This is a genomic window from Streptomyces sp. NPDC005151, assembly GCF_053599875.1.
The window spans coordinates 1-5214 of record NZ_JBSFYR010000198.1; the positions used below are offsets into that span (position 1 = coordinate 1).

Genomic DNA, 5214 nt, shown 5'->3' on the forward strand with positions numbered 1-5214 from the left:
GGCCCGTTCACGGACTTCCTTCGGGTATGGCTTCGACATAACGATCCCGATCCTTCCAAGAGATCGAGCCTCGGTCAAACCCGGAACGATTCACTCCGCCAGCCACCGAGAACTAGCAAGAGACTTAAGGTCGTGATTTCCGGCGCACCACGCTAGACGGTGCGTGGCGGCAAAGTTGGGTCATCTGCCCAGTCGACCGCTAACCAGTGCGAGGACAACACTCGACCGTCATGGAAACACCACCAGTCCCGCCATCGAACGAGCCGGACCAACAGCCTGAGCCGTCCGCGCCATCCACGGCGCCGCAGCAGCCCACGGCCGACGCCAGCAGCGTGCCCCCGCTTGACGACGACTACGAAGCCGTGTAGCCCACCACCACACCCATCGCAGCCACCCGAGGCGGCGCTGAATTTCCGCGACCGCGTGGCTTTCGCGCGCCCTTGTTCCCCCTCAGAGAAGGTCATCGCCTTGATGAGACAGTCACAATCGGCTGGATCGACGAGATCCTCAGCCAGCCCGACCATCCCCATAGCCTACCGGCTGACACGCCGTCCAGTACGGACGGCCCTGGGGATACTCACCGCGGCCTGTGTGGCCGGCACGCTCGGCGTCCTTCCCGTGGCCGCCGCAGCGACGCCGACGACCCGGGCCGAACAACCGCAGCAGAACAGCCCTGTTGTCGCCACGCACAAGCTCACCCTCGTCACCGGCGAAGTGGTGACCCTGGAGCGCCACGCCAACGGCTTCCAGGCTGCGACGGTCGCGCCGGCGGACGACGGCACCCCGGCGGCGTTCTCCACCATGAAGGTGGGCAAAGAGGTCTATGTCATCCCGGACAAGGCACAGCCCTACCTCGCCGCGAACGAGCTCGACCGCGAGCTGTTCAACATCACCAAGCTGGTCGAGTACGGCTACGACGACGCCCACCGCCCCGCCGTGCCGCTTCTCGCGACCTACGGGGGCGCGCCGGGCAAGGCGGGCAAGGCGCTCGAGCAGGCCGCGCCGGCCGGTTCGGTGAAGGCCGACGAGCTGCCCAGCGCCAACGCGGTGGCGCTGCGCGCCAGCAAAAGGAAGGCGGCGACGTTCTGGGAGGCGGTCGACGACGACAGCGCCGCCGCGACGAAGGCACCGAAGCTTGCCGATGGCATCAAGAAGCTCTGGCTCGACAAGCCGGTCAAGGTGACGCTGGACCAGAGTGTGCCGCAGATCGGCGCCCCGGAAGCCTGGGCGGCCGGGTACGACGGCACCGGCACCAAGGTGGCCATTCTCGACACCGGTATCGACCCCAACCACCCCGATGTGGCGGGCCGGGTGAAGAAGGCGCAGAACTTCACCGACGACCCCGACGCGGTTGACCACCACGGTCACGGCACGCATGTCGCCTCGACCATCGCCGGCTCGGGTGCCGCGTCGGGCGGCAAGTACAAGGGTGTGGCGCCGGGCGCCGACCTGTACATCGGCAAGGTCCTCAACAGCGCCGGTGAAGGTCCCCAGTCGGGGGTCATCGCCGGCATGGAGTGGGCGGTGGCCCAGGGCGCGGACGTCGTCAGCATGAGCCTGGGCTCGCCTGCCCCCAGTGACGGCACCGACCCGATCAGCCAGGCCGTCAACCAGCTCACCGAGTCCTCCGGCTCACTGTTCGTCATCGCGGCCGGGAACACGGGCCCGGGCAAGGGGACCGTGGGTTCGCCGGGTGCCGCCGAGGACGCGCTGACCGTCGGCGCGGTGGACAAGCAGGACCAGCTTGCGGGCTTCTCCAGCCGTGGCCCGCTCAGGGACACCTTCGCGGTCAAGCCGGAGATCACCGCGCCGGGCGTGGGCATCGTCGCCGCGCGCGCCGCCGGCACCTCGATGGGCACGCCGGTCGACGGCAGCTACACCTCGGCCAGCGGCACCTCGATGGCCACTCCGCATGTGTCCGGCGCCGCGGCGATCCTCGTCCAGCGTCATCCGGACTGGACCGCCGACCGGCTCAAGCAGGTGCTGGTCGGCACCGCCAAGCAGGGTGCGTACACGGCCTACCAGCAGGGCGGCGGCCGCGTCGACGTGCCCAAGGCGATCGACGCCACCCTCTACTCCAGCCCCGCCGTCGTCAGCATGGGCAAGCAGTCGGCCGAGAGCGCGCCGGTCACCAAGACCGTCAGCTACGTCAACACCTCGCCCGCGGACAAGACACTGTCACTCCGCCTGTTCACCGTCGGGGAGATCGCGATCCCGCCGAACGGCACGTTCACGCTCAGCGCCGACAGCGTGACGGTCCCGGCGAACTCCACCGCTAGCGTGACGGTGACCTACCACCCCGAGCTCGGCGCCGTGGGCGACTACACCGGAATCATCACCGCCACCGCGGCCGACGGCACCGCGATCCACACCACCGTCGGCGCGACGAAGGACGTGCCCACCGTCGACCTCACCCTCAACACGATCGACCGGCACGGAAACCCAGCGACCGGCGAGCTCGAGGTGTTCGACCTGGACAACGGGGTTATCCGCGAGGTCTTCCCCCAGGGCGGAACCAAGACGGTCGCCGTGCCGGAGGGACGCTACTCCGTCATGGGTCTCGTACACACGAGGGACAAGGCCTCGAATCAGACCCTGGACTACACCCTCGCCGGCGAGCCGATCGTGGAGCTGAAGGGCGATCGGACGATCACGCTGGACGCCCGGCTGGGCAAGGAGGTCAAGGTCGCAACGCCCAAGGAGTCCGAGCCGAACGGCTTCAAGCTCGGGTACCGCCAGCAGCTCCCCGGCAAGATCGGAATCGACTTCATGAAGGGCGTGTCGAGCCCGCTCTGGGACCACGCCTACGTGGTGCCCACGGCGCCGGTGAAGCTCGGCACGTTCGAGTTCGACTTCCAGCAGCGCAGGTACTCGCCGACGATCCGGGCGTCCTTCGCCGGGCAGGGAGGCGCGCTCCCGCTTGAGCCCGTGGTGTACGCGGCCCGGCTGTACGGCCCCAGCACGCTCCAGGCGGTCGACTCAGGCATGGCTCGGCCGGAGGACCTGGCCGGAAAGGACCTCGCCGGCAAGCTCGCGGTCGTCACCCGCGATGCCACCCGGAAGTCTGTCGACCAGATCGCCGCAGTGGCCGGTGCCGGCGCCAAGGCAGTGATCATCGTCAACGACCGGCCCGGCCCCTACGCCACCATTGTGCCGCGCGCCACCCGCACCACCATCCCCGCCTGGAGCCTCACCCAGGACCAGGGCGCGGTGCTCTTCGACCGGATGGCCGAGGGTCCCACGCAGATCAACCTGCAGGGCATCGACAATCACCCCTACGTCTACAACATCGCGATGATGGTCCCCGGTGGCATCCCCGCCGACCCCGTCGACGCGGTCACCGCGGAGAACTCGGCCGTGGTGAAGTCCCACTACCGCGGCACCAAGGGCACCTACCTCGGTGAGACCGACTCGGCGATCCGCCCGGAAGAGGGCTTCATCACCCAGGTAGTGGACTTCTTCGACGCGCCGGCGGACCGGGAGGAGTGGTACTCCACCGGCAGCAAGTCGCCGACGATGAAGGACATGCGGTGGTTCCACTCGGTCTACCCGGACCGTGCCACGATCATCCGCAGGGTGAGCGACGTACTCCGCAACTACAAGCCGGGCGAGCAGCGCGAGGAGACCTGGCTGGGCGCAGCATTCGGGCCGGCCGGACCGGAGGTCAACCAGGTAATCCGCGAGGGCGACACCTTCAACCTCACCATCCCGGAGATGAGTGACAGCGAACCGGGGCACTGGGGCTATTTCGCACACGATGCGGACAAGGTGACAGCCCGGGTGCACCAGGACGGGCAGCTCCTCAAGGAGACGCCTGGACTCAGGCTGACCGAGGTGCCGGTCAGCGCCGACCCGGCGACCTACCGGATCACCATGGACACGTCGCGCCCGGCGTGGTTCCCGCTGTCCACCCAGACCAGCACCGCGTGGACGTTCAAGTCCGCCCGGCCGGCGAGCGGAACAGAGAACCTGGCGCTGCTCTGGCCGAGGTACGGCCTGGACCTGGACGCGGAGAACACCACCCCGGGCGGCAACACCTACGACTTCGACCTGGCGTTCGCACTCCAGACCGGCGCCACCCCGAACATCGACGGAGTCGAGGTGGAGATGTCCACCGACGACGGTGCCACCTGGAGCCCCGCGACGGTGAAAACCAAGAGCGACGGCCACTACAAAGTGTCCGTCCGCAACCCGGCAAAGGGCTACATGTCCCTGCGCGTCGAGGCGCAGGACACCGACGGCAGCAAGGTCGAGCAGACCCTGATCAAGGCCTACGCCGTGCGCTGACGCTCACGGCAGCCCTTTTCCGACCGCACCCCTGGCGCAAGGAACTCCCTCGCGCCAGGGGCGCACCCCCGTTGTCCTGGCAATCACATACCCCGCCGGGATTCCGTATTGCCGAAATCAGTAACGACCTTGAAAGTACCGGACATGTCCGAGAGTTCTCGGCGTCCGTACCTGCCTGCTTGGCGCACCGCATCATCGGCACAGCTCCACATTTTTGAACGCGGCGTCGACGGAATTTTCCTGTCCATGAATTATCCGGGTCGGATCACCGGGCATACGTCTCGACACGGTACTCCGGCGCGCCCGACCAGCATCACCAAGGCGGCATGACGTTCCTTGCCGAATGCCCGGCCAATCACTGTGGCGGGTTTGTGACATGGAAGAAAGCCGCCACGCTCAATCAGTTGCCTCGGTCGGTGCTGAGCCCGAAAGTAACTGCCTGATACGGCAAGGACTTCTTTGTCGCGACGAGCAGGAGGCACTCATGTATCCCCCTCGCCATATTCACGGCGAAACCGAAAGAACGGCATCTCAGGAGGCCTGGCGATGAGGCGTTTTGGGCGCCGGCTGGCCACCGCGGTCACCGGCATCACCGTCCTCGGAATGGCCATGTCGACCGCCTCGGCGAATGCCGCCGGACCGACCCCGGCTCCGTCTTCCCCCACTGCCCTCAACCTGAACCTGCCTGTGCCGGTCCGTGACAACCTTCTCCGGGCTGCCGCCGGAACGAAGGCCGGCGTGCCGCTGACGCTGGTGACTGGTGACAAGGTGCAGATCGGTGTCGGCGCGGACCGGAAGCCGGTCGTCAGCGAGATCGAGCCCGCGGCGCGGCCCGGCCTCGGTGTTTCGCGGCGCTTTCAAAGTCGGTGACTGGGCGTCATCTCATGAAGAAGGTGCCCCGTTGACCTGCGATGATCCGGCTTGTCT

2 protein-coding genes are annotated in these 5214 nt (G+C 67.5%); both read left to right on the forward strand.

Annotation, left to right across the window (positions count from 1 at the left end; all coding sequences use genetic code 11):
- Positions 1-591 precede the first annotated feature (591 nt).
- On the forward strand, positions 592-4287 hold the full coding sequence (locus ACWD6R_RS39770) for a S8 family serine peptidase (protein WP_451823221.1): 3696 nt from the start codon (positions 592-594) through the stop codon (positions 4285-4287).
- A gap of 546 nt (positions 4288-4833) precedes the next feature.
- Positions 4834-5157 carry a hypothetical protein gene (locus ACWD6R_RS39775; protein ID WP_451823222.1) on the forward strand — a complete coding sequence of 108 codons (324 nt, stop codon included), beginning with the start codon at positions 4834-4836 and terminating at the stop codon, positions 5155-5157.
- Positions 5158-5214: the final 57 nt, after the last annotated feature.

Coding starts and splice junctions, on each gene's coding strand:
- ACWD6R_RS39775 (WP_451823222.1), top strand. CDS start 4,834: ATGAGGCGTTTTGGGCGCCGGCTGGCCACCGCGGTCACCGGCATCACC.